Source organism: Reinekea sp. (assembly GCF_982785585.1).
The window spans coordinates 69,073-92,055 of the sequence record NZ_CEYAVF010000003.1 but is presented as its reverse complement, the minus strand read 5'-3'; the positions used below and the strand labels follow the sequence as shown (position 1 = coordinate 92,055).

The 22,983-nt window shown below is 56.0% G+C and carries 21 protein-coding genes; 15 read left to right on the top strand and 6 right to left on the bottom strand.

All coding sequences use genetic code 11. From position 1 onward, the window contains the following. Positions 1 to 25 precede the first annotated feature (25 nt). Together AC4FIC_RS02310 and AC4FIC_RS02305 are read left to right on the top strand one after the other, a co-directional pair. Positions 26 to 1,231, top strand: coding sequence for an FAD-dependent monooxygenase (locus tag AC4FIC_RS02310; RefSeq protein ID WP_100258169.1), 1,206 nt, complete (start codon positions 26 to 28; stop codon positions 1,229 to 1,231). 21 nt (positions 1,232 to 1,252) lie between these two features. After that, positions 1,253 to 2,485: a UbiH/UbiF/VisC/COQ6 family ubiquinone biosynthesis hydroxylase gene (locus tag AC4FIC_RS02305; protein ID WP_100258170.1), complete on the top strand. Its 1,233-nt coding sequence runs from the start codon at positions 1,253 to 1,255 to the stop codon at positions 2,483 to 2,485. A gap of 40 nt (positions 2,486 to 2,525) precedes the next feature. Here AC4FIC_RS02305 and trmL read toward each other — a convergent pair whose 3' ends face one another. Next, a complete protein-coding gene (trmL, locus tag AC4FIC_RS02300) occupies positions 2,526 to 2,990 on the bottom strand; it encodes a tRNA (uridine(34)/cytosine(34)/5-carboxymethylaminomethyluridine(34)-2'-O)-methyltransferase TrmL (RefSeq protein ID WP_100258798.1) in 465 nt (154 codons plus the stop codon). 247 nt (positions 2,991 to 3,237) lie between these two features. Between trmL and AC4FIC_RS02295 the strand changes: the two genes are divergently transcribed. The 10 genes from AC4FIC_RS02295 (at position 3,238) to AC4FIC_RS02250 (ending at position 13,541) form a co-directional block, all read left to right on the top strand. Further along, positions 3,238 to 4,197, top strand: coding sequence for a hypothetical protein (locus AC4FIC_RS02295; protein WP_490359371.1), 960 nt, complete (start codon positions 3,238 to 3,240; stop codon positions 4,195 to 4,197). Further along, positions 4,194 to 4,808 carry a hypothetical protein gene (locus AC4FIC_RS02290; RefSeq protein WP_100258172.1) on the top strand — a complete coding sequence of 205 codons (615 nt, stop codon included), beginning with the start codon at positions 4,194 to 4,196 and terminating at the stop codon, positions 4,806 to 4,808. Before AC4FIC_RS02295 ends, AC4FIC_RS02290 begins: the two co-directional genes overlap by 4 nt. Then, positions 4,808 to 5,455, top strand: coding sequence for a hypothetical protein (locus AC4FIC_RS02285; RefSeq protein WP_100258173.1), 648 nt, complete (start codon positions 4,808 to 4,810; stop codon positions 5,453 to 5,455). Before AC4FIC_RS02290 ends, AC4FIC_RS02285 begins: the two co-directional genes overlap by 1 nt. Beyond that, complete coding sequence (locus tag AC4FIC_RS02280) at positions 5,448 to 5,798, top strand: hypothetical protein (protein WP_100258174.1); 351 nt, start codon at positions 5,448 to 5,450, stop codon at positions 5,796 to 5,798. The genes AC4FIC_RS02285 and AC4FIC_RS02280 overlap by 8 nt, the downstream gene beginning before the upstream one ends. A 4-nt stretch (positions 5,799 to 5,802) precedes the next feature. Continuing rightward, the gene (gene mshL / locus AC4FIC_RS02275) at positions 5,803 to 7,347 is read left to right on the top strand and encodes a pilus (MSHA type) biogenesis protein MshL (protein ID WP_100258175.1); all 1,545 of its coding nucleotides are present in this window, start codon (positions 5,803 to 5,805) and stop codon (positions 7,345 to 7,347) included. Between the two features lie 2 nt (positions 7,348 to 7,349). Continuing rightward, positions 7,350 to 8,270, top strand: a complete 921-nt coding sequence (locus AC4FIC_RS02270) for an ExeA family protein (protein WP_100258176.1) — start codon at positions 7,350 to 7,352, stop codon at positions 8,268 to 8,270. After that, on the top strand, positions 8,267 to 9,448 hold the full coding sequence (locus tag AC4FIC_RS02265; RefSeq protein ID WP_158524395.1) for a tetratricopeptide repeat protein: 1,182 nt from the start codon (positions 8,267 to 8,269) through the stop codon (positions 9,446 to 9,448). The genes AC4FIC_RS02270 and AC4FIC_RS02265 overlap by 4 nt, the downstream gene beginning before the upstream one ends. Before the next feature lie 21 nt (positions 9,449 to 9,469). Further along, positions 9,470 to 11,254 carry a GspE/PulE family protein gene (locus tag AC4FIC_RS02260; protein ID WP_100258177.1) on the top strand — a complete coding sequence of 595 codons (1,785 nt, stop codon included), beginning with the start codon at positions 9,470 to 9,472 and terminating at the stop codon, positions 11,252 to 11,254. Beyond that, on the top strand, positions 11,247 to 12,491 hold the full coding sequence (locus tag AC4FIC_RS02255) for a type II secretion system F family protein (protein ID WP_100258178.1): 1,245 nt from the start codon (positions 11,247 to 11,249) through the stop codon (positions 12,489 to 12,491). Before AC4FIC_RS02260 ends, AC4FIC_RS02255 begins: the two co-directional genes overlap by 8 nt. 84 nt (positions 12,492 to 12,575) lie before the next feature. Beyond that, positions 12,576 to 13,541, top strand: coding sequence for a patatin-like phospholipase family protein (locus tag AC4FIC_RS02250; protein WP_100258179.1), 966 nt, complete (start codon positions 12,576 to 12,578; stop codon positions 13,539 to 13,541). 17 nt (positions 13,542 to 13,558) lie between these two features. On the opposite strand, the gene AC4FIC_RS02245 is transcribed toward AC4FIC_RS02250, so the two are convergent. Together AC4FIC_RS02245 and AC4FIC_RS02240 are read right to left on the bottom strand one after the other, a co-directional pair. Continuing rightward, entirely contained in the window at positions 13,559 to 14,566 is a 1,008-nt protein-coding gene (locus tag AC4FIC_RS02245; RefSeq protein ID WP_100258180.1) for an ABC transporter permease, read from the bottom strand. A gap of 5 nt (positions 14,567 to 14,571) precedes the next feature. Then, positions 14,572 to 15,450, bottom strand: a complete 879-nt coding sequence (locus AC4FIC_RS02240; protein WP_100258181.1) for an ABC transporter ATP-binding protein — start codon at positions 15,448 to 15,450, stop codon at positions 14,572 to 14,574. A 264-nt stretch (positions 15,451 to 15,714) separates the two neighbouring features. Between AC4FIC_RS02240 and AC4FIC_RS02235 the strand changes: the two genes are divergently transcribed. After that, complete coding sequence (locus tag AC4FIC_RS02235; protein ID WP_100258183.1) at positions 15,715 to 16,479, top strand: DnaT-like ssDNA-binding domain-containing protein; 765 nt, start codon at positions 15,715 to 15,717, stop codon at positions 16,477 to 16,479. Then, complete coding sequence (locus tag AC4FIC_RS02230) at positions 16,376 to 17,167, top strand: replication protein P (RefSeq protein WP_145980304.1); 792 nt, start codon at positions 16,376 to 16,378, stop codon at positions 17,165 to 17,167. The genes AC4FIC_RS02235 and AC4FIC_RS02230 overlap by 104 nt, the downstream gene beginning before the upstream one ends. 1 nt (position 17,168) lies before the next feature. Here AC4FIC_RS02230 and AC4FIC_RS02225 read toward each other — a convergent pair whose 3' ends face one another. From AC4FIC_RS02225 to rpmE, 3 genes are all read right to left on the bottom strand, one after another. After that, positions 17,169 to 18,515, bottom strand: coding sequence for an SH3 domain-containing protein (locus AC4FIC_RS02225; protein WP_476194816.1), 1,347 nt, complete (start codon positions 18,513 to 18,515; stop codon positions 17,169 to 17,171). 259 nt (positions 18,516 to 18,774) lie between these two features. Continuing rightward, positions 18,775 to 20,022 carry a malic enzyme-like NAD(P)-binding protein gene (locus AC4FIC_RS02220; RefSeq protein ID WP_100258186.1) on the bottom strand — a complete coding sequence of 416 codons (1,248 nt, stop codon included), beginning with the start codon at positions 20,020 to 20,022 and terminating at the stop codon, positions 18,775 to 18,777. A 223-nt stretch (positions 20,023 to 20,245) separates the two neighbouring features. Further along, entirely contained in the window at positions 20,246 to 20,461 is a 216-nt protein-coding gene (gene rpmE / locus AC4FIC_RS02215; RefSeq protein ID WP_100258187.1) for a 50S ribosomal protein L31, read from the bottom strand. A 135-nt stretch (positions 20,462 to 20,596) separates the two neighbouring features. On the opposite strand from rpmE, the gene AC4FIC_RS02210 reads away from it, so the two are divergent. Continuing rightward, the gene (locus AC4FIC_RS02210) at positions 20,597 to 22,792 is read left to right on the top strand and encodes a primosomal protein N' (protein ID WP_158524396.1); all 2,196 of its coding nucleotides are present in this window, start codon (positions 20,597 to 20,599) and stop codon (positions 22,790 to 22,792) included. The last annotated feature ends 191 nt before the right edge of the window (positions 22,793 to 22,983 follow it).

The window sequence follows — 22,983 nt, the reverse complement described above, 5'->3', positions numbered from 1 at the left end:
ACGGTTACAGGCAATGAGTTGAATTATGGCAAGGTTCGAACTGGTGGTAGTGGGTGGAGGCATGGTGGGCATGACGCTGATTGCAGCGCTTGCGCCGGCCATGGCACAAGGCTTGGGCATCACCCTGATCGACCCTGCGGTACAGCCGCAACTTGGCTTGGCTCCGTCGCCAAGCTTTGACGGTCGCGCCACAGCCTTATCGGCCCAAGCCTTGCAGTTGTTTGCTGCGTTGAACATGGCCCAGCTCGAGCAGGCCCTGAGCGATATCACAGAGATTGAAGTCAGCGATCGCGGCCATGCCGGCTTGTTGGACCTAAACGCCCACGCGCTGGGTTTTGAACGCTTTGGCGCGGTGGTGGCCAATGCCGACCTAGGTGCTCTGCTCTGGCAAAAAATCCAATCTCTGCCCGTCCATTGGCGCTTTAATAGTCAGGTGGCCAACCTAGCGCCTAGCCAGAGTGGGCAAGTGGTGACGCTGACCGATGGCACCGTCTTGGCGGCAGATCAAGTTATTCTATGCGATGGCGGCCGCTCCAAACTGCACGAGTCGTTAGGCTTTAGTTTACGCGAAACACCCTTTCAGGCCGTGGCCCGGGTCGCGACCCTAACCACCGCGAAGCCACATCGGGGCCGAGCCTTTGAGCGCTTTACCGAATTGGGCCCGATAGCCCTGTTGCCCTTTGGCCAAGCGAGCACGCTGGTTTGGACTGTACCCGAGAAGCTCATCGGCACCCTGCCCAACACGCCTGCAACCGCCATTCCTTGGCTAGAGCAGCGTATTGGCCAACGCCTAGGTCGTATTACCGGCCTGACGGATTGGTCGGAATACCCTCTAATCGAACGCCAAATGACGACCGCCTGCAGCCATGGTTTTTTAGCCTTGGGCAACGCCGCCGCAACCTTACATCCGGTCGCCGGTCAAGGTTTCAACCTCGCCATGCGCGGCTTAGCGCGCACCGCCAACCTGATCAATCGTCAGTATGACCAAGACCATGGCCTACCCTCGTTCCGCCAATTCAACGCGGTGGCCGAGACCATCGCCCGCGACCAGGCCCAAACTGCGAACGTATCGCGTGAACTGATCCAACTGTTTCAGTCATCGGCTCCATTGTTGCGTTGGGGGCGGGGGCTGGCCCTTAATAGCCTAGATCGTCATGCCACCTTGCGCCAGGGCGTTGCCTTGGCGGGGATGGGGCTATTGGCTGATGTGCCGGCACTCGCGACCACCTAATTCATCGAAGGAGATACCATCATGGCCGACCATTTCACACACGATATAATAATTTCCGGTGCCGGCCTGGTCGGTCTGTCCTTGGCCGCGGCCTGTGCTCAGGCCGGGCTCACGGTCGCCCTTATCGAACAACAGCCCAGAGTTCCGTTCGATGCCGATGCCGAGCACTTCAGCCCGCGGGTCAGTGCCATCAACTTGGCCAGCCAGCGCATGCTATCCAATCTCGGGGTTTGGCAGCACCTGCCGGCAGAACGCCTATCGGCCTATGATGCGATGCATGTTTGGGATGGCTTGGGTCAGGGCCAGATTGACTTTGATGCCCACGCAATTCAACAACCGCAGCTCGGTCATATCATCGAAAACCCGGCTCTTATTGAGGCCCTTTGGCGGCGTATCGACGAACTGGACAGTATCGACTTGTGCCTGCCGGATAGGATCAGTACGTGGCATCAGGATGACGCAGGGGTTAAGGTGGAGACTGAAATTGGCCGCGTGCTGGTTGCCCAAAGCCTGGTGGCAAGCGAAGGCAAACACTCGCCATTGCGCCAAGAGGCCGATATCGCTAGCTGGCAGTGGCCCTATCATCACACCGCCATCGTCACCACGGTACGACATGAATTGGCCCATCAGCGCTGCGCGCAACAGGTCTTTCTGCCGACCGGCCCACTGGCCTTCTTGCCGCTGCGCAATGCCGCTAGCCCAGAGCACCATAGCTCGATCGTGTGGTCGGTGAAGAGTGAGCAGGTAGCCGAGCTGCTGGCCTTGTCGAGCGAGGATTTTGCTCGAGCCTTGGCGCAGGCCTTCGAGCAGCGTTTAGGACGCGTCGAACAGGTAAGCGAACGGACATCTTTTCCACTCTCGGCGCAACAGGCTAAAACCTATTTTAACCAGCGCGTGGTCATCTTAGGCGACAGCGCCCACAGCATTCATCCACTGGCGGGCTTGGGTGCAAACCTGGGGTTTTTGGATGCCGCGACCTTGGCCGAAACTTGGCAACGCGCGCGCCAACAGGGCATGGACTTGGGCCAGTCTTTTGTTTTGCGCCGTTTTCAACGCCAACGCCAAGGCCACAACTTGGCCGTAGGCGGCGCAATGGAAGGTCTGAAACGCCTGTTCGATAGCCAATCGGCGCTGCCGGTTCTGCTGCGTAACAGTGGACTGCGCATGCTCAATGCCAGTGCATTGGCCAAACGCCCGCTTATCCTCGGCGCACTGGGCCAGATCGGGCCAGAATTGCCCGAGCTGTGCCGCTGAAGCGGACCGTTTAAGGCTCAAACGGGTCGTTTAACTGGGTTTAGAGGGCGCTGGCAAAGCCTTGTTGACGCCAGGCTTCATAGACGATGACGGCCACCGTGTTGGATAGATTCAGACTGCGGCTGGCCGCCAGCATCGGCAAGCGCAAGACCCGATCCGTTGGCAGTGCCGCTCGAACATCCGCCGGCAGACCCCGCGTTTCTGGCCCAAACAGCAGATAATCGCCCGGCTCGAAGCGGACCTCGGTGTAGCCGGCGGTGCCCTTGGTCGACAAGGCAAAGAGCCGTTCCGGTTTGGCCTCGGCTAAGAAGGTCGGGTAATCCGGCCACAATCGAATCGAGGCAAATTCATGATAATCCAAGCCCGCGCGGCGTAAAGCTTTCTCATCCATCGAAAAACCGAGCGGCTCAATCAGGTGCAATTGACAGCCGGTATTGGCGCACAGACGGATGATGTTTCCGGTGTTCGGCGGTATTTCCGGTTCGAACAGTACTATATTAAACACACAGAAATCTCCATTGATCGGCCAGCTCGGCATGATAGTGGAATTACCCCGGAACACAAGTCAGCACCTAGGCCTGGCCATTTTCACCCTGACCGAGACGGCCGTCATCAGCGTGCTTGGGTGCCAGCAACCGAAACCATGCCGAATGCAAAATCCACCTAAATATGCTGCTAATTGGGCAGTAAACAAAAACCCTTGCTAGACTGATTATAGGTTGTGAACTAATAAAAAAAGAGCTGGGTCCTAGATGTCTGCAAGTACCGTATACCTACATAACACCCAAAACTGGCTCTATATGTTGCCCAATGGTCTGACTTTGTTCGAAACGGGCAAGACCAAGAGCGGCCTGCCTTATCTAGCGATCAAGGCCAGTACAGCCAGCGCCAAGCCGTTTGAGCAGATCGATGCCCAGACCCGATGGGTTAAATCGCAGGTCGCCGGAAGGCTCAATATCTTGCTCGCCGATGGACTTTATCAAATATTATTATCGGACGTGCCGGACGTGCCGGAGGCCGAAATGGCTGCAGCTATCGAGCTCAAGGCCGGCGATCTGCTCAGCTATGATCTCGATGATGCTACCCTGGATACCATTCATCTGCCCAAAGAGGCCTACCGCGGCCGCATGCGCATGGCGCTGATTATTGCCGCGCGCAAGAATCCGCTGCGGCTCTGGCTGATGGGACTGATTCGTCTGGGTATCCGGGTGGATATTATCGATATAGAAACCACCCAATTGCGCAATTTAGCGTTGGTGAAACAAAATTTCAATGAATCCGGGGTTTTTCATCTAAAAACCCATAACAGTCGCTTGGTGCTCAATTACCATCAGGAAATGGTGCTGACGCGTACCTTCGATATTGGCCTTTCGAGTCTGCTCAGCGAAAGCACTGTACTGGAGGGCGAATTGGAAGTGACGGTGGCCGAGGACACCCAAGCGATCATCCAATTTGAAGCCCTGGTGCTGGAAATTCGCCGCTCCCTCGATTATTACGAGTCCCAACTCGGCCTGGGTGCGATTGCCGAGATTCAATTTTTATGCGATCCCCAGCACCATGTACTGGCCGACCGGTTAGCCGATAAGTTGGGGGTGCGCTTCGAACGGCTCGACCCGAACGATCTGATGGACATTCGCATGGCCCAGAGCGACCAGGACCCGGCGGACTATTTTGGTTTGGCCGGCACCCTGTTCCGAGCAGCGGCGCAATGACCCGCCAGATCAACCTACTGCGCGACGACCTATTGCCCGGTTACGGCAAGATGCAATTGCCAGTCTTTGTCGGCGCGGTGCTGATTTCGCTGCTGCTGGCGGGCGCGTGGGTTGGGCTATCGCTACTGGCGCGCCAGGGGTTACTAAGCGAACAACAACAATGGCAGGCCGAGGCGGTGAGCAGCTTAGAGCGGCTCAATCAATTTCGTCAGCGCTACCCGGCTCTCACTAACGCAAGCCAATTGTCGAGCATCAACCTGCAGCTCGCTGGCCAACTGCAGACGGCTCGAGAAACCTATAGTGGGCTGACCAATCAGGTTGAGAATGCCATCGAGGGCTTCCACACTCCGTTGATTCATTTGGCGGAGCAGGATATCGACGGTCTCTGGTTGAACGCCATTGCGCTTAAAGACGGCCAACGGTTTTTCAGTCTGGACGGTTTTGTGCGCAACCCTGAACTTATACCGCAGTACCTCGATCGGCTTGGGCGGTCGAGTTTCGGCGGCATCGGCATCGATCAATTAGCGCTGGCCAAGTCCCCCGGCCGATCCAATTTATGGCGTTTCACCCTGTCCAATCATCGTGAACGCGTTAGCGTGGAGCGACCCTAATGCTGAATCGACAATCCTACGCGCTGCGCTTATTAATCGATCGCCGCTCAATGCGCGAGCGGGTCATGATCGTGCTGCTAATCGGTGCCGCCGTGCTGCTGCTGACGTGGGCCGGATTGCGGCTCACTGGCTTCGACAAACATACGCTCATACTCGAGCGCATTGGCCGGATTCAGACCGATGTGGCGCGCTATCAAGCCACTCTGAGCGGACTCGAAACGGCGCGCAACAATCCCAAAATCATTGCGCTGAAAAATAGCAATGACGATTTGCAAATGCAGCTGGATAGCTTGCAGGATCGGATCGCACGCATCGATGAATCGTTGATGTCGCCCGATCGAATGGTCGCCTTGCTAAAGGAGTTGCTCGACAAGCAGGGGCAACTGGCATTGGTCAGTTTTCAGGTTCAACCGGTCACGGTGATCGAATCCGATGTCGATGGCGCCCAGCTGTTTTACCAACATGCGCTCAAGCTCGAGTTGGAAGGCGGTTTTGATGCCCTAATCGCCTATTTAGCTAAAATCGAAGCCTTACCGACCCAGCTGTTCTGGGATGCCTTAACGATTCAGACCGAATCATTTCCCCTGATGCGCATCGAACTGATTGTCCATACTTTAAGTCAAGACAAGGACTGGTTGAATGTTTAGACTCGCACCCTCTTTACGGCTTCTGCTCTTGGTCATTCCGTTGATTAGCTGGGCCAATCCCATGCGTCCCGACCCGCAATCGGCACAAAACAGTAGCGTGCCCGACAAGGTGAGGGCGCCAAGCCCGCGGGTGCCGCAGTTAACTGGCATTGTAATTATCGGCGCTTGGCAACGCGCGATTTTTTCTGGCAATAGAGAACAGGCGGTTGGCGATCGGATCGATGGCTATACCCTAATCGCCATCGATGCCACCAGCGTGCGACTCAAACGGGGAAGTCAAACCACCCGATTAACTCTACAATCGACCGGTGAACTGGTTATTTCATCGGCACAAGAGGATTAACACCTTGATCAAACCTAGTATCTGGCCATGGCTGACCCTGATCGCAATCGGTCTGAGCGGTTGTGCCCATCAATCGGCTCAGGTCGATATGCCACCGCTCGATGTGCGCGCCGAGCTGGCAGGCGATCGTCCAGACACCGTCACCAACAACGCTGGGACGCTCGACCCGGTGCTGTCACCCCGCGCCCTGACCCAAGATTTGCTGACCTTAACGACACCGCCCGAAAGTGAGCAGCGCATCGACATTGAGGCCACCAATCGACCGGCCGCACTGTTTTTCGCCGAATTGGGTCGCAGCCAAGGGCTCAATATAGTGATCGATCCATTAGTGCTCGGCAGCATCACACTGTCGCTGCGCAACGTCACCCTAACCCAAGTCATTGCCGTCCTACGCGATATCTATGGCTACGAGTTTAGCCGCACTAGCTATGGCTATCGAATTGCTCCCAATCAGGTATCAACGCGCATCTATCGGCTCAATTATCTAAATATAGAACGGACCGGTAATTCCAAAACCACCGTCGGTGGCGACGACAGCAACACGGTCACCACAGCCTTTGCCACCAATTTGGTGGGCACGGAAGGGAATTTTTGGGACGGCATCAAACGCTCGCTACTGGGCTTTATCAATTCCAATGAGGGCAACAGCGATGCTGTGGTGATCAATCCGCAGACGGGTCTGCTGGTGGTCAGTGCTTCCAGCACCGAGCATGCGGCCATTGCCCGCTTTCTCGCCGATGCCGCATTAATACTGCAAAAACAGGTCATAATTGAAGCCAAAATAGTTGAGGTCACGCTCGACCAACAGTATCGCTCCGGCATCAATTGGTCGCTCTTTAACGATAGGGTTGGCGGGGCGAATGACTCGGTCGGTACCGGCTTGTCCGGCGACAATCTTACCGGCATCGGCAACGCCGGCGGTATATTCAATCTCAGCCTGACACTCGATAACTTTAGTGCCATGCTGCAATTACTCGATCATCAGGGCGATGTTCAGGTGCTGTCCAGTCCGCGGGTTGCGACGGTCAACAACCAGAAAGCGGTGATTAAGGTGGGTACCGATGAGTTTTTTGCCACCGTCACCAATGTTGCCTCCGGCACCGAAGGTCAGGTCACCCCGGCGGTTGAACTGCAACAGTTCTTTTCCGGCATCGCGCTCGATGTCACGCCACAAATCTCCGATGACAACTCGGTCACCCTGCATGTGCGACCGACCGTGACCGAGGTTGTTGGCCGCACCAAGGTGATCAACCTTGGCAGCGAGACCTACTCCCTACCCTTGGCCTATTCAAACATTCGCGAATCCGATAGCATCATCCGTGCGACCAATGGTCAGATTGTTGTGATTGGCGGACTATTGCAACAGAAGCAGGATTTGGGTTCGACTGGACTGCCCTGGTTTAGTAAGATCCCAGGGCTACGCTGGTTGTTTAACCAAGATCGCAATAGCCAACAAAAGAGCGAATTGGTGATACTGTTGAAACCCACGGTGTACGATCAATACACCAGTCTGAACGACGTGGACACTGTTTTGGAACGATTTGAATAATCATGTATGAAACTTTTTTCGGCTTAACTAAAAAACCCTTTTCGCTGACCCCGGACACCGGTCTGTTTGTTAATCTGCCCGGCCACGAGCGCTGCTTTGCGCTCTTGATTCACGTCTTAGAAAGCGGTGAGGGTTTCCTCAAGGTGGTTGGTGAAGTCGGCACCGGTAAAACCATCCTGTGTCGAAAACTATTGCGCTTCCTCGATGCCGATCAGGCCGAAGCATACCATTCGGTCTATATACCCAACCCGATGCTCTCATCGGTGGGACTGTATCGTGCCGTGGGTCAAGAATTGGGCTTGCTGGCCGAGCAGCAGAATGATCACGATGCCCTCTTGAGCCATATCACTGAAAAAATCCTCGCCTTGGCCGAATTGAACAAAAGTGTTGTGATTGTTATCGATGAGGCGCAATCGTTGCCAGCCGCAACTCTGGAAGCCTTGCGACTGATTACCAATCTGGAAACGGAAGAGAAAAAACTGGTCCAGGTGATCCTTTTTGGTCAGACCGAATTGGACACCCTATTAAATGAAGATCGCTTCCGCCAGCTGCGCCAACGCATTACCTTCGCCCATTATCTGCAACCGCTGAGCGCCTTGGAAACCGGCCAATATATTGCCTTTCGTCTAGGCCAATGCGGTTACAACGGGCCTGCTTTGTTTAGCAGCAAAGCCGTTGATCTGTTATTCCGCACGGCCCACGGCACACCCCGAATGATCAACGTAATCGCCCATAAATCCCTAATGGCGGCCTTTGCCGACCAAAGCCAAGAGGTTTTACCGGTCCATATACAGCGCGCAGTGGCCGACGGCCAATACGGTCAAGACACTGCGGAGCGAGCACCAAGCCTTAAGCTCGCGTCTTGGTTAACCCTAGTGGCCACGCTGTTATTTGCTGCCGCCGTCTATTGGAGATTGGTGTGAGCCTTATTCATAAGGCGCTGCGCCAAGCCGAACGAGCCTCAAGCCAAGGTCCAAAGAATGAGTACAACCCGCTCTCGACGCCCCAGGAATCCTCTCCAGCTACGATCTCACCGCTGGTTATTATTGGCGGACTACTGATCTGGGCAGCCATCGCGGTGGTCGCGTGGCCGGTCACCAAATCAGAGGTGCTTACTTCTGAGCCAGAAACCTTGATACCTGAGGCCTTAACCTCGGATGCATTGACGCCCGAGTCGCGGCTCGAGATCGAATCCGAACAGAGCTCCAGCAACAATCCGGCAACTGACGAGGTACCGGCAGGCGCCGCCACTGAATCGCGTCAAGATGCACTGAACCAGACCATCGTGACAGCTGCAGCCTTGCCTGGGGTAGCGCACAGCACCCTAACCCCGACCTCGGGGGATGCCCCGCCTAGGGTGGCCAGCGCGAGCGCGCGCAAAAAAACGCTCAGGTCCGACCGCGCAACCTCCGCTGCGGTGCAGAATGCCACCCCCACACTTCCTCCCGCAGCCCAATCGAGCCTAACCCAGGTCATACCAAGCACGGTTCAGACCCGGGCTAAAAGTCCTGTGTCCAGCGCCGCGCCATCCGCACGCTCGGGCACTGCCCGCGCCGCGAGTGGGGAGGGTTTGATCGACCCTGGCTTGCGCGCAGAGCTGATCGACTCGATATCGGTCGAGCCGCCGACTGATAAGGTTATTGTGCGCAGCAAGAACCTGTGGCAACAGCAGGTCCAGCAGGCCGTGGCCGAGGGGGCTATCGAACAGGCCGAAGCCATTTTAAAACAGTGGCTCGGCGCCGCCCCGAGTGATCCAGTACCGCGCATCTGGTTGGCACGCATCTACATCAATAGTGGTTTCTATCGGGCTGCCGAGCCGTTGTTAACGACCCTCACGGGCTCGGACGCCAACGCACTGCTCGGTCTAATCTATGAACGCACCGACCGCCCCCAATTGGCCGCAAAGCTATTCGAAGCGCTCTATCAGGTAAATCCCGAGAACGGTCGCTGGCTACTGTTTTGGGCGATTAACAGTGAAAACAGCGCACAACTGGCGAAATCCAGATCTCTGTACCAAACTTATCTAACACTTTTTGAATTAGAGGATCCGGCCTTGACGCAGTTTAGCCAGCAACGTTTGACCGCCCTCGGTGGGTATTAATGGCCCCGGGTAGATCCTAAGATGACGACGCAAGCAGCCTCATCGGCCACCAAAGGGGCAAGAATTCGACTCGGCGACCTACTCGTCGAGGCCGGTGCGATCACTTCCGGGCAACTGGGTTTGGCTCTGCAGGAGCAAAAAATCACTGGCAAGAAAATCGGCCGGGTGCTGCTCGATATGGGCCTAATTCAAGAACTGCAACTGCTCTCGATCCTGTCTGAACATCTCAAGATTCCCTTTATTGAATTGCGCCAATTTCAGCTCGACAGCAAGCTGATGCTGGCACTCGATGAGTCCGTTGCGCGCCGCTTTCGCTGCTTAATTTTAGCCGAGCACCAGGACGGCCTGCAGCTGGCCATGGCCGACCCGCTCGACCTGATGGCCATGGACGCGGTGGAAAAGGCCCTTAACAAAACCATTTACCCGGCAATCGTACGCGAATCGGAACTCTTGGCGACGCTCGACATTGTCTATCGCAACACCAGCGCAATCGAATCATTGGCCGGTGAACTCGACAGTGAGCTGTCCCACTCCGACTTCGACCTAGCCGGTCTGGCCGATGACAGCGACCTGCAGGATGCCCCGGTGGTGCGCTTGCTGCAGTCGGTGCTGGAAGATGCGGTGACCATTAAAGCATCGGATATTCACATCGAACCGGACGAGAACGTATTTCGAATCCGCATGCGCGTCGATGGCGTTCTGCAAGAGCAGGTGATTAAGGAAAAACGCGTCGCGTCGGCCCTGGTGATGCGTTTGAAAATCATGTCCAATCTGGATATCGCCGAACGTCGCCTGCCGCAAGATGGCCGCTTCAATGTCCGAGTGCGCAATCGTTCGGTCGATATCCGCATCTCGACCATGCCGGTACAGTTTGGCGAGTCGGTGGTGATGCGGTTACTCGATCAGTCGTCCGGCATTTTGAGCTTAGAGGCGCTCGGTATGCCAGAGGATATTCGCAAACGCTTTGAAATCATGATTGAACGACCCCACGGCTTGATACTGGTTACCGGCCCGACCGGCAGTGGCAAGACCACCACCCTCTACTCGGCCCTGTCGACGCTGAATACGCCCAGTCGGAAGATCATCACCGCAGAGGATCCGATCGAGTATCGCTTGAGTCGTATCAATCAGGTACAGGTCAACACCAAGATCAATCTGACCTTTGCCCATATCTTGCGCACGGCCCTGCGCCAAGATCCCGATATCGTCTTGATCGGTGAAATGCGTGACCAGGAAACCGTCGCCATTGGCGTTCGAGCGGCGATGACCGGTCACCTGGTGATGAGTACCCTACACACCAACGATGCGGTCTCCAGTGCCATACGCCTGGCCGATATGGGCGTGCAAGCCTATATGGTGGCCACCGCACTGCGCGGAATTTTGGCCCAGCGACTGTTGCGCCGAATCTGCTTGGAGTGCCGAGTACCGCACCAACCCGATTCGCGCCAACAGCTATGGTTACGCAATATGCTCGGCGGCAAATTTGCCAATGGCCAGTTCCATCGCGGCGAGGGTTGCTACCACTGCAATAATACCGGCTATACCGGCCGGATCGCCGTCTATGAATGGTTAGAGTTAGATGACGCGCTGTTGATGGCTCTGCGCGATCAAAATCACAATGCCTTTATCGATGCAGCGCGGAACAATCCCAACTTTAAGACGATGGAAGAGTTGGCCCTGGAATACGCGCAGGCGGGCATCACCCATCTGGATGAGGTGTTCCGCATTTCGATCGATCTCGATGACTTCGAGGGCGATCGACCCAATATGGCTGTGGCCCATATGGGGGCCGAGCTCGATGGCTGACTTCTATTATCAAGGCCGCGACGGCCAGGGCGCCCAGGTAGAGGGCATCCTAAGCGCTGAGTCGCGCAGCGCGGTGTTGGCGCAACTGAAGCGTCAAAGCCTGATCGCCACCCGAGTCGAACCGGCTAGTGGCCAACTCAAGGGCACCGGTCTGTCGCTGAGCACGCTTTGGGCGAGCCTATCAAGGCTCTTTCAACCCACTACCGTCTCGATCGACGAACTGATCATGTTCAGTCGGCAAATGTATGCCTTGGCACGCTCGGGCATTCCGTTGATCCGGGCGATCAGCGGCTTGGCCGATGCTACCCGTTCGCCGGTGCTGGCCCGGGTGCTGCGCGATATCACCCGCAGCCTAACCCAGGGCACCACCATGTCAAACGCCTTTCGCGGCCATCCGGAGGTGTTCGGGGAGCTCTTTGTGTCGATGATTCGCATGGGTGAAACCACCGGTCGACTCGACTCCGCCTTTAAGCAGTTGATCGATCATCTGGAACTGGAAAAGGACACCCGTAAAAAGATCGTCGCCGCGACCCGATACCCGATGATCGTTACCGTCTTTATCCTGATTGCACTATTTATTATTAATATTTTTGTGGTGCCACAGTTTGCCAGTATTTTCAGCAAGCTCGGTGCCGACCTGCCCGCGCCGACGCTGCTGCTCATCGCCAGTTCAAACTTTATGATCGCTTACTGGTGGGCCATCTTGGGCGTGCTCGCCGGCAGTATTATTGCCCTGGTGCGTTGGAAAAAAACCCCATCTGGGCTCCTCACCTGGGACCGATGGGTGTTAAAGGTACCGATTCTTGGCGGCATCTTCGAACGGGTCGCTCTGGGCCGCTTCGCCCGACCCTTCGCGATGATGCTCGAGGCCGGCGTACCCTTGCTGCAGGCCCTAGCAGTGACCGCCCGCACCGTTGGCAATGAGCATATAGGCAAGGGCATTGACGGCATGCAGAATGGCATCGAGCGGGGCGAGTCGCTCTTGGCGACGGCATCGAGCAGCGGGATGTTCAATCCGCTGATTCTGCAAATGATTGCCGTCGGCGAGGAGACCGGTAATGTCTCCGATCTGTTGGTCGACATCGCCGACTTCTATGACCAAGAAGTAGAATACGATTTAAAACGCATGGCCGAATCGATCGAACCCTTGTTATTGATGTTTATGGGCGCTATGGTCCTGATTTTGGCACTGGGCGTCTTTTTGCCGATGTGGGAACTGGGTTCAGCGGTCAACTAGGCCTTACCCATGCCCTGCTCAGCGGCTGCGCGTTCGGCCGCCAATGGCCACTCGCCTGGTACGATCCCCCTTAAGGAGTTACAGATGGCAGCAAAAACCGTGTCTTTGGTTCTCGGCAGCGGCGGCGCCCGTGGCATGGCCCACATCGGCGTGATTCGATGTTTGGAAGATCAGGGCTATCAGATCGAAAACATTGCCGGCGCCAGCATCGGTGCGCTGGTCGGTGGCTTCTATGCGGCGGGGCAGCTGGATCGGCTGCAAAGCTGGGTTACCGCCTTGGAGCGCAAGGATGTGTTAGGCCTGCTCGATCTCAGCTTTACCGGTGGAGGCTTCTTTAAAGGCGTTAAGCTGATGGATGCGCTCAGCTCGCTGGTCAAAGATCAGGTCATCGAGGACCTGACCATCAAATTAACCGTTGTCGCGGTGGATTTGGATCGCCAGAAGGAAGTCTGGTTTACCGACGGCAGCCTATTCGAGGCCATTCGAGGCTCTATTGCGATCCCCTCGGTCTTTAAACCGCACAACTATCGCGATATGTGGCTGGTCGACGGTGGCGTGCTCAATCCGGTTCCGGTGTCGGCAGCCATGCAGCAGGTCACGGATCTGACCATCGCAGTCAATCTGAATGCCAAACGAACACCCTTCAATATGGTTAGCCAGTCGCGCGAGCCGCATATCGCGCTCGATCAGGTATCGCAGCGCGGCGTGCAACGGGCCATCGGCCGGTTTATCGATCGTTGGAAAAGCGAGGATGCTGTGGAACCAGAGAGTCGACGTGCGAACGAATACAGCACGTTGGAACTGCTCAACCGCAGTATCGAAACAATGCAAAACACCATCGCCCAGATGAAGTTGGCGGCCAATATTCCCGATATTTTGGTCGAAGTGCCCTACGATTGCGGCGGCCTATTCGATTACCATCTTGCGGACAAAAATATCGAACGCGGCTACGATCTATGCCTGGACGCCCTAAAACGCTATGAGGCCCAAGGTGGCGAGCCGACGCCGGATATCATCACACCGCCCTTGACCATCGAAGAAGGCCTTTAATTAGGGCGCCCGACGCGCTAGCGGCCGTCGGCAGCCCAGCTAAAGGTCATCGAACCGATGGCCAGAAAGATCGCCGACATCAGCGCTAGAACCGCCAGATGATCGCTGATGGCGACAAAGCCGGCGCCATCGACCATGATCGCCCGCAGTGCTTGGACCAGATGGGTCAGAGGCATCAGCTGGGAAATCTGATGCACCAGGTGCGGAGCGCCCTCCAGTGAAAACCAGACCTCGGATAAGCCCATCATCGGCCAAGTGGTCATATTCAATAACCCGCCGGTAAATTCCTCACTGCGCAGGCGGGCGGCAACCAGCAACCCTAGACTGACCAACGCCAAAGCCCCCATAAACATGGTCAATACTAGCAAGGCCAGGCTGCCGAGCATCAAGGTCGAGAGCAAAAAACGCGCGCCCAGCAAGAGTACCAGACCGACAATCACCACCATCACAATGCGCGACATCAGCTGACCGCCGATAAATTCCAAGGCGGTCAACGGCGTCGCATTCAACCGCTTGAGCACCCCATTTTTACGATAGCGAACGATGGCGTAACCGACACCAAAGAGGGCACTAAACATAATATTCATGCCGATAATGCCGGGCAAGACCCAATCGACATAACGAATGGCGCTGCCCCGAATCACCGTGCGGTTAAAATCCGGATCCCTGACCGCCAAGATCTGTTCAGCCATATAGCCCTTTCGACTCTCCTCATTGACCCAGTATTGCGCTCGATCAATATCGATCAGCAGATCGATCTGATGGCGGGCTAAGGGGGCCAAGCCGCGCTCGAGGTCGCCATAGGGAATAAATTGAATGTGTTTGGTGGCCATAAAGACTGGGCGACTGATGTAGCCATCCTGTTCCGACAGGACCCCAACCTTATACATGGGTTGTGCTTGGCCAAAAATATAGTAGAAGCCGAGCAAGAGCAGAAATGGAAATAACAGATTCCAGGTAAAGGTACTGCGATCGCGAAAGAACTCGGTGTTTCGGGCCCGAAAAACAGCCAGCATACGTTTCATAGTGCCTACCCCCGTAGCGCATGGCCGGTTAGTTTGAGAAACAGATCATCCAGGTTAGCACTCTTGATCTGCATACCATCTAAAGGGATACCCTGAGCAAGCAACTGTTGTAGCGTCTTATCGAGCTGTTCCGTGAGTAACTCGATGTGCTGATTGCGTTCCACAAAGGCCAGATCAACCGCCTTGCCGACCAGATTGGCCTTGGGCAATTGCACCAGCACGCCCTGAAAATGCTCGGCCAACAGACTGCTGGGGGAGCCGCGCGCGACTATCTGACCCTGATCGAGAATGGCAATGGTATCGCATAACATCTGCGCCTCATCCATATAGTGAGTCGTCAGGACGATGGTTTTCCCCTGCGCCTTGATGGCACCGATCAGGTCCCAAAAATTACGCCGTGCCTGAGGGTCCAGACCGGTAGTCGGTTCATCGAGAAACACCAGATCGGGATTGTTGATCAACGCTAACGCGAGCAACATCCGCTGCCGCTGGCCGCCCGACAATTTGCGCGCGTCCTGGCGGATAAACTCACCCAGAGCACACAGCTCGACCAGTTCTGCGATGGCGGCCGGCTGTTCATAAAAGGATGCAAAGAGCTGCAGGGTTTCGGCCACGGTGAGATGATCCTGCAAGGCCGTATGCTGGAATTGAATACCCACACGACTATAGAGCGCCTTGCTGGCCGGCTGGCCAAAGAGGCTAATCAGACCCGATGTGGGCTTAACGATACCCTCGAGCATCTCGATGGTCGTGGTTTTACCGGCGCCATTGGGACCGAGCAGACCAAAGCAACTGCCTTCGGCGATGGCAAAGCTGATACCGTCGACGGCCAGCAGAGAGCCATAGGTTTTTGTTAAGGACCGCACCTCAATCACATCGGCCATGGTCACGCGTCTCCTGTTGATGCGTCTGCAGATCAAAAGCGACAGGCTAACTAAGCCCGGCCCAACTTACCAGCCTCTTCTGGCGTCCCTGCCTCACTTTGCAGCCGCTGACGGCAATACCAAGGCCGCCGCGGCAAAAATGTCAGCGTTCAAACGACGATACAAACTCACTCGATGCCTGACCCTGTGATATAATGACCGGCTGTATTTAACTTCGTTTAGACTCCGCTAAACCGACAAAAGGCTGTGATACTCTTGGAAAAAATGTTGCTGGTGTCACCTCTTTTGGCCCAAACTCTCGGCCTGGAAGAGGCTCTTTTGGTGCAGCTGCTGTTTGATCTGCAACAACTGCAGGGCAGCGCCGAAGTCCCGTTAAGTCGGCAACAACAGCAAACATTGGTGCCGTTCTGGACCGCCAGTCAATTCAGCCTCGTGCTTAAGCGCCTCAGGGCGCTCGGGCTGGTCCAGGTCAGGGGTGAGGGGCCTTGGACCATTGTCTGCGATACCGCCCTATTCGATAACGCAGCTAAGCTCCAGGTCATGGCGCCGGCGGAGCCCACGATCCAGGCGAGCCGGCCGGCGTTGCGCAGCGAGCCAGTGCCGGTCTACGCCCTAAGCGAACCTATAAATGAGACACGCCAGCGCAATCAATTCGACGAAGAGCTGGCCTATCTAAAAAACGATCCACCGGCAACGCCAGCCGGCCGAGCTCGCAAGAGCCGGCTCGGCCAAGATTGGGAGCCGAGTGACAGCTTTCCAAAACTGCTCGCCTTCCACGATATTCCAATGGAATTTGCCCTTTCCGAATTGGCGAAATTCCGGCAGTATTACACAGCCACAGACCGAACCGAAATCAGTTGGGATGTTCGCTTCCTGAACTGGGTTCAGCGATCCTGGCACGACTCACTCAATTCCAAGGGTAGACATGACCGACAACAAGCGACAAATGGTGAGTCTGCAGAGCCTGCTCGAGACAAGCGCACCCAGGTCCGAGATGCCCTCCGAAATATCCGGGATACTGACTGGTAAGCGGCCAAGCATTGATCACGACACCAAGGTGTTAATCAATATGATTTTTGCCCGCTTCCACCATATTTACACCCATCGCTTCGAAAGTGCCTACCGGGACGAAACTACGCTAAATCAGGCCAAACGCGAATGGGCCATGACGCTACTGGGTACCTCGGCGAATCTGATTGAGTTTGCCCTGGAACGCTGCAAACGTGAGCATGCTTGGCCACCGACCATCGCCGAATTTTTGAAACTACTGCAACCCTCACCCGAGACACTAGGCTTACCAGCCCTAGAAGACGCCTATTTGGAAGGGTGCCGTTTCAGTCATGATCCATCGAATCATGGTTGGAGTCATCTTATTGTGCAACTGGCCGCGCAGCAGGTCGGCTACTTTAGGCTGCGCTCAGAAACAGAACGCACCACGCGACCAATCTTTGCCCGTCAGTATCAGAAGTTGATTGAACGCTTGGTTCGAGGTGAGAGTCTGGAGCTAAAGGAGGTGGTCAGTTTACCGCCGCCAGATTTCGATGCCGAGGATCGCTTATTGGTGCGGCTGGATGAATTGGCGGTGCCGGCTGAAAAAGCCCAATTGATCGCTTACTACCTAACCAAACCCGCCGGCAGCCAGGTTCGGCAGCGATATCGAGCGAGAGCTCTAAGCCAGTTAAGCGAACTGAACCTGGCACTCGAATTACCAGAGTAGCTTATGGCAAGTCCACTTCCGCTAAGAATCGGGCGCTGGCATAACCGGTTTCGCCCTCAACCTTGACCGCCATCCATTGCCCACCCACTTGACCCGGATAGGCCCAAACCCGTGCGTTGGTTGCTAACTTGATCAGCACCGGGCTGTCGACCAATGGCTCACGGCGAACGTTCAGGATCGTCGCGGTGACTTCCATCAAGACTCGACTGCCGAGCCACTGGGCCGATGGTGTGACTGCTGGGCGTGCGCGTTCTGCCAAAGGGTCGATGGTAACAACGCCAAGCTGTTCCGTCACGGCCAAGGGTATTGCCTCGATAACCGGTGGCGCTGGCGGTGGCGCTGGCGCTGGCGATTCAACGACCACCATGGTCACCGGCTCAAGCACCGCTTCGCCAGGCGCCACAACATCGCCCACCCGTTCGGCACGCATTTCTGTCGGTGCCGTGGGCTCCTGCTCAATGGGCGCCGATGCAATATTAGTCAAACCAATCGGTGCCGTCGGTATGTCGGCAGGGGCGGACTCGGTAGCGACTGCCGCTGGGCTCGCCATATCGGCAGGCAAAATAGCACTGTAGACCGGTTCTGGGGTGGTGACTAGCTTTGGACTCACCATCTCAACCGGAGCTGGGGCACTTGACGCCGGCTGAGCGTCGGCCAACAACCCATCATGCGACATGGTAGGGACCTGTAAACGACCCAGCTGCAGCGGCCCAAAAACCAGACCACCGACCAGTAGGGCACCAAAGACGGTGCCGCCAATAAAGCCATAGAGGCCGCCACGATTTTTGTCAGCCTGGTTCACAACCGGATAGGATGTACGCCGGTGCGTCGCACTGTGGCCATAGAGTCGCCACTCGACCCGGTCAAGATAACGCGGATCAATGGGCACCAAGGGTGCCCGGGGGCGCTCTAGATCGTCCTCTGCATATTCGTTAAATACAGCAGCGCCAATAACCATTTGCTGGCTGTCCTCAAAGTCGACTATCCGGCCGATAATCCGCAAGGCCAATGGCACCTGAGTGGGGAATTCATGGTCGACCAAGAGCAAACGCCAGCACGTATCGATCAAAAAGGGGATCTGTTGTTCGGACAGAGTGTCCGCGATCCATGTCAGGGCATCTATGTGACCTTCCACGTCTTGCTGTTCAAGAAACTGCGCCCAGCGCGCAGACAGGGCGCTGTCCGCATAGGGCAGCGCTGAATTAAGGATTCGATCGATTTGTTTCTCACTCGCAGGATAAACATGAGCTAACCACTGTAATGCCAGGTGAACCGACGCTTGGGTCGGGTCCGGATGGGTTAGCCAAAAAGCCATTGTCGATTCATCGAGTGGGTTATCGTTTGTCATTGTCATGTTTTTCAGTGAACTCAATCAGGGTCTGATTAGTAACAAATAAATACTGCTTCTTTTACTATCCTAACATCAAATTAGCTCTTTCTGGAAATATGGGCGCCGTCAGGTCAGCGTTACACCTACGAACATACCCTTAGCAGGGTTAATGAGCGTGTGTTTATCTCGCTTCAGTGGACTCATATGATGCAAAGATGCCGCCAGAAACACTCTCTGGCGGCAGCGACCTGCTGGTGAGCAGGCCTGATGGTCGATGCTAGAGTTTGTAATGCTCTGGCAAAGGCAGACGCGCCACCCCGGAATCCACCGCGGCGCGTGCTACGGCACCGGCCACGCTAATTAACAGGCGCGGGTCCAACGGCTTGGGAATAATATACTCTTGACCGTAGACAAAGGCTGCACCGCCGTAAGCATCAACCACTTCTTGCAATACTGGCTCTTTGGCCAGATCACGCAGGGCATAGGCCGCCGCCAACTTCATCGCCTCGTTAATCTTGCTAGCACGAACATCTAAGGCTCCGCGAAAGATAAAGGGGAAGCCCAAGACATTATTGACCTGGTTTGGATAGTCCGAGCGACCGGTGGCCATAATTAAATCGCTGCGTTCGGCCCGCGCCAGTTCCGGCGAAATTTCAGGGTCCGGGTTAGAGCAAGCAAACACGACAGGCTTAGCGGCCATGGCACGCAGGTTTTCAACCGACAATTGGTTCGCACCCGACAGGCCCAAGAACACGTCGGCACCAACAATCGCTTCGGCCAGTGTGCGTGTTTCGGTGACGTCATTGGCAAACTCAGCTTTGTACTGGTTGACGCCTTCACGACCGGTGTAGATCACCCCGGTTCGATCAATCATTATTACGTTGTCTTTGTTCATACCCGCCGCAACCAGCAGGCGAGCACAAGAGATGGCTGCCGCACCGGCACCTAGACAAACCATTTTCGCCGTGGCGATGTCTTTACCCTGAATTTCCAGCGCATTCAACATACCGGCTACGGTCACGATGGCGGTACCATGTTGATCGTCGTGCATAATCGGAATATCGCAAGATTCGATCAGACGGCGTTCAATTTCGAAACACTCCGGTGCCTTAATGTCTTCCAAGTTGATGCCACCAAAGGTATCGGCGATCAGCTCAACAGTGCGTACTATTTCGTCGATATCGGCAGAATTGATCTCGATGTCGACTGAATCGATAGCGGCAAAGCGCTTAAACAACAATGCCTTACCTTCCATAACTGGCTTACTGGCCAAACTGCCCAGGTTGCCCAAGCCCAAAATGGCGCTGCCATTGGAGACAACGGCGACCAGATTACCCTTAATGGTGTACTTGTAGGCATCATCTGGATTGGCGGCAATAGCGCGCACTGGCTCGGCAACACCCGGGCTATAGGCTAACGCCAGGTCGCGTGATGTTTCTGCAGGGGTGCTGATTTCGATGCTGAGCTTGCCGGGCTTGGGGTTGGCATGATAATCGAGAGCGTCTTGCTTGAAGTTGTCAGACATGAATACTTCCTGTTGTTATTGGTGTTTTCGGTGGCGCTAGCATAACGCCGCGCTGCCCCGCGCTCAACCTAAGCTTAGTATCATTTTACCAAGCACCAATTATCGTGCCATCGGCGGCGTTTGAAGATGCCCAAAGACCCTAAAGGACGGGCCGGAGCAGAAATTGCCCGCATAAAAAAAACCCAGTATAAACCGGGCTTCTTCTAACAATCGATGTGACGGATCACTTACCGATTTTACGTCCGCCGAAACGGGTGTTGAACTTGTCAATTCGACCGCCGATATCAACATTCTTCTGCTTACCCGTGTAGAAAGGGTGGCAAGCGGAACATACGTCTAAGTGCATGGCACCAACACGAGTTGACTGGGTGGCAATAACATTACCGCACGAACAAGTTGCAGTAAGGGCTTCATATTTAGGGTGCATATTATCTTGCATAACTAATACCTCAATTTACGCCGCTACCTGGTCGTTGCCGGGCACCGCGCTTTGACGGAACATAAACTTTAGGGGCACAATGGTCATTCGACCAGCCCCCAAAAAGGGAGCGCAATACTACCAGAGTCCAATCATTTGACAAGCCAAATAAAGATTCCGCCCTATAGAATCCATGTCGCCATACCCGGCCCCTTCAGTGGACCGCTCGGTTACTGCCATCACAGCCCGGTTGCACTCGGCGCGCGTTGCCTGGTCCCCCTAGGTCGCCGGAGCGTGGTCGGAGTGACCGTCGCGCCCGGGCCCGATGGCGCGGACTATCCCATTGAAAGGCTCAAGCCCATCGGCGCCGTACTCGACCCAGGCGCCTTGCTGCCGGCCGACATCTTGGCGCTGGCGGCGTGGTTGGGGCGCTATTACCTGCATGAATTCAGCAGCGGCTTTCTGCTTGCTCTGCCTGCCCTGTTGCGCAAAGGCGGCGGCGCCGAGTTGCCGGTCGAGGAATGGGTCACCCTGACGGTCCCCGGTGTGGCGATCCTGCCCGACCAACTGAAACGCTCAGTGGCTCAACAACAGTTGATCGCCTTGCTGCAAGACATTTCTACCAGTACGGTGCGCGCACTGCGCGAGCGCGGCTTCAGTCGCGGCCAACTGACCAGTCTGGTTAAGAAGGACCTGATCACGATCCAAATCCATCAGGACGACCAGCCCATAGCCCCTACGGGCACTTTGTTTGAACCGGCCCTTGAGCTCAATAATGAGCAGCAACTGGCGCTCGATGCGGTCAATCGCGAGCCCTATTCACCCTTTCTGCTGGAAGGGGTCACTGGGAGCGGCAAGACCGAAGTCTATTTACAGGCGATCGAACGCTGCCTGCGGGAAGGCAAACGCGCTTTGGTACTGGTACCGGAAATTGGTCTGACTCCGCAGACCATTCAGCGCTTCCAAAGTCGTTTCCAGGATCGCGTAGTGGCCTTGCATTCTGGCCTGTCCGACGCGCAACGCCTGTCGGCTTGGCTGCAAGCCAGCCTCGGACAGGCCGCGATCGTAATTGGCACCCGCTCGGCAGTGCTCACTCCATTACCCAATCTCGGACTGATCGTGGTCGATGAAGAGCACGACCTGTCCTATAAACAGCAAGATAGCCTGCGCTATCAGGCGCGCGATGTGGCGCTCAAACGTGCCCACGATGCCGGCATTCCCATAATCCTGGGTACGGCAACGCCGTCATTGGAAAGTTTACACAACGCTCAAACCGGTCGCTTTGGCCACCTGCTGTTAAATCATCGTGCCGGCGGGATGGCCCTGCCCGGCGTGGAGACCATCGACATGCGCAAACAGCAACATCAGAACGGGCTGTCTGAACGGCTCCTGATGCGTGTGGCCGACCATCTGGCCGATGGCAACCAGGTGCTGCTGTTCCTAAATCGGCGCGGCTACGCGCCATCTTGGTTTTGCGCTGACTGTGGCTGGATGGCCGACTGTGTGTTTTGCGATGCGCATCTAACCCATCATCGCCAGGGCTATAGCAACATTTGCCATCATTGTGGCCATCGCGAGGCGCCGCGCAAGAGCTGCCCCACCTGCCATTCCAACCAGGTATCGGCCATGGGCACCGGCACCGAGCGGGCCGAAGAACTGCTCGGCGAACTCTTTCCCGCGGTTCCGGTGATTCGTTTCGATCGCGATGCCGCCAGTACTCGACACAAGTTTGTCGCCCAACTGGAGCGCACCGACCTGCCCGGTCCGGCGATCATCGTCGGCACCCAGATGCTGGCCAAAGGCCACCATTTTGAGCGGGTGACACTGGTCGGCATTTGGGATATCGATATCGGACTGTTCAGTGCCGATCTGCGCGCGCGGGAACGCATGGGGCAACTCTTAACCCAGGTCTCCGGTCGCTCCGGGCGCGGCGAACGGCGCGGCGAAGTATTGATCCAGACCTATTACCCGGACGATCCGATCTTTGTGCCGCTCAAGCAGCATGACTATCGTACCTTTGCCAACGACCTGCTGGCCGAGCGCCAACGCAGTGGCCTGCCGCCCTTTGGCTATCTGGCGGTAATTCGCTGCGATAGCGCCTTCGCCGATCGAGCCGAGGCGCGCCTGCAGCAAATGGCGCATTATCTATTGAGTACGAAACGAGTTCGGGTGTTGGGGCCCATTCCCGCCCTACTGTCCCGGCGCGCCGGCAAACACCGCTTTATGCTCATCGTGCAGAGTGACAAGCGCAGCCATCTGCACCAGAGCCTAACCCCGCTACACCAGCATTATCCGCGCGACCAACAGCAGGTCAGCTGGCACATCGATATTGACCCAGCCGAGCTGGCTTAGTCGCGCAGACACGTCGACCAGCCGCCCGCATCATTTACTCCATCACCAGCCGGGCCGACGAATTGACTGGTCCCGGCCAACGGGTCGTAGCCGATCAACTTGGTCGGTCATTTTGCTTATTCGGCACAATATTGACAAATATACCCAAATATAAAGTCAATAATATGGCGCCCACCCACCAAGACTCCGCT

Excerpts from the sequence above, each read along its gene's own strand:
- AC4FIC_RS02310 (WP_100258169.1), top strand. The coding sequence starts at position 26 with ATGGCAAGGTTCGAACTGGTGGTAGTGGGTGGAGGCATGGTGGGCATG.
- AC4FIC_RS02305 (WP_100258170.1), top strand. The coding sequence starts at position 1,253 with ATGGCCGACCATTTCACACACGATATAATAATTTCCGGTGCCGGCCTG.
- AC4FIC_RS02295 (WP_490359371.1), top strand. The coding sequence starts at position 3,238 with ATGTCTGCAAGTACCGTATACCTACATAACACCCAAAACTGGCTCTAT.
- AC4FIC_RS02290 (WP_100258172.1), top strand. The coding sequence starts at position 4,194 with ATGACCCGCCAGATCAACCTACTGCGCGACGACCTATTGCCCGGTTAC.
- AC4FIC_RS02285 (WP_100258173.1), top strand. The coding sequence starts at position 4,808 with ATGCTGAATCGACAATCCTACGCGCTGCGCTTATTAATCGATCGCCGC.
- AC4FIC_RS02280 (WP_100258174.1), top strand. The coding sequence starts at position 5,448 with ATGTTTAGACTCGCACCCTCTTTACGGCTTCTGCTCTTGGTCATTCCG.
- AC4FIC_RS02270 (WP_100258176.1), top strand. The coding sequence starts at position 7,350 with ATGTATGAAACTTTTTTCGGCTTAACTAAAAAACCCTTTTCGCTGACC.
- AC4FIC_RS02260 (WP_100258177.1), top strand. The coding sequence starts at position 9,470 with ATGACGACGCAAGCAGCCTCATCGGCCACCAAAGGGGCAAGAATTCGA.
- AC4FIC_RS02255 (WP_100258178.1), top strand. The coding sequence starts at position 11,247 with ATGGCTGACTTCTATTATCAAGGCCGCGACGGCCAGGGCGCCCAGGTA.
- AC4FIC_RS02250 (WP_100258179.1), top strand. The coding sequence starts at position 12,576 with ATGGCAGCAAAAACCGTGTCTTTGGTTCTCGGCAGCGGCGGCGCCCGT.
- AC4FIC_RS02245 (WP_100258180.1), bottom strand. The coding sequence starts at position 14,566 with ATGAAACGTATGCTGGCTGTTTTTCGGGCCCGAAACACCGAGTTCTTT.
- AC4FIC_RS02240 (WP_100258181.1), bottom strand. The coding sequence starts at position 15,450 with ATGGCCGATGTGATTGAGGTGCGGTCCTTAACAAAAACCTATGGCTCT.
- AC4FIC_RS02235 (WP_100258183.1), top strand. The coding sequence starts at position 15,715 with ATGTTGCTGGTGTCACCTCTTTTGGCCCAAACTCTCGGCCTGGAAGAG.
- AC4FIC_RS02230 (WP_145980304.1), top strand. The coding sequence starts at position 16,376 with ATGACCGACAACAAGCGACAAATGGTGAGTCTGCAGAGCCTGCTCGAG.
- AC4FIC_RS02225 (WP_476194816.1), bottom strand. The coding sequence starts at position 18,515 with ATGACAAACGATAACCCACTCGATGAATCGACAATGGCTTTTTGGCTA.
- AC4FIC_RS02220 (WP_100258186.1), bottom strand. The coding sequence starts at position 20,022 with ATGTCTGACAACTTCAAGCAAGACGCTCTCGATTATCATGCCAACCCC.
- rpmE (WP_100258187.1), bottom strand. The coding sequence starts at position 20,461 with ATGCAAGATAATATGCACCCTAAATATGAAGCCCTTACTGCAACTTGT.